This window comes from Veillonella sp. KGMB01456 (assembly GCF_023051165.1).
Classification (GTDB): domain Bacteria; phylum Bacillota; class Negativicutes; order Veillonellales; family Veillonellaceae; genus Veillonella_A.
Map to the genome: position 1 here is coordinate 1 of NZ_JALKIG010000091.1, position 971 is coordinate 971.

A 971-nucleotide genomic window follows, 5' to 3' on the forward strand; every position below is an offset into this window, starting at 1 on the left:
CCCCCCTGCTTCCCACAAGGTTTCACGTGTCTCGTGGTACTCTGGATACTGTCCCGTGCATGCAGGATTTCGATTACAGGGCTTTCACCTTCTACGGCTGTGTGTTCCAACACGATTCTTCTATCCCATTTACACTTGATGACAGTCCTCAACCCCGGTTCGGTTTCCCGATCCGGTTTGGGCTCTTCCCCGTTCGCTCGCCGCTACTAGGAGAATCTCGTTTGATTACTCTTCCTCTGGGTACTTAGATGTTTCAGTTCCCCAGGTGCCCTCCTCATACTCTATGGTATGGGTGACAGAACATAACTTCTGCCGGGTTCCCCCATTCGGAAATCTACGGGTCAAAGGTTGCTTGCACCTCTCCGTAGCTTATCGCAGCTTACCGCGTCCTTCATCGGCCAGTATAGCCAAGGCATCCACCGTACGCCCTTAAAATCTTTACTTAGATTTTTAAGTCTTGCGTCTCGCCTGTAGCTTAACCTACTCTTTATAAATCAGAGAATTTTTTCCTAATGTGCTTGGTCAACCCTTGGATTACTCCAAGAGGCTTACCTTACATATTATTATCTATCTTCTATGCAGTTTTCAAAGAACAAGTCATTTATTACTCATTGTCGCCAATCAGTAGTAAATGAATGGTGGAGACGAGGAGAATCGAACTCCTGACCCCCTGCTTGCAAGGCAGGTGCTCTCCCAGCTGAGCTACGCCCCCATGTATGGTATAAATTTAAAGAATGGTGGGCCTAAGTGGACTTGAACCACTGACCTCACGCTTATCAGGCGTGCGCTCTAACCAGCTGAGCTATAGGCCCATTCTTTTTGAGAGTCTTACAGATCTCTCAAAACCGAACAATGTAGGTTACTGTACAAAGTACAGCGCCAAAGTGTCGACCTAAGTGACATCGAAGAACTTGTCTTCGTGTATGTCTCCCTAGAAAGGAGGTGATCCAGCCGCACCTTCCGATACGGCT

General features: G+C 47.8%; 2 tRNA genes and 1 rRNA gene. All 3 read right to left on the reverse strand.

Annotated features, from left to right (window positions below):
• Window positions 1-443: ribosomal RNA gene (locus tag MXE28_RS11430) — 23S ribosomal RNA — on the reverse strand; the annotation flags it as partial.
• A gap of 193 nt (window positions 444-636) precedes the next feature.
• A tRNA-Ala gene (locus tag MXE28_RS11435) sits at window positions 637-712 on the reverse strand.
• A 23-nt stretch (window positions 713-735) separates the two neighbouring features.
• Window positions 736-812: transfer RNA gene (locus MXE28_RS11440), tRNA-Ile, on the reverse strand.
• Window positions 813-971: the final 159 nt, after the last annotated feature.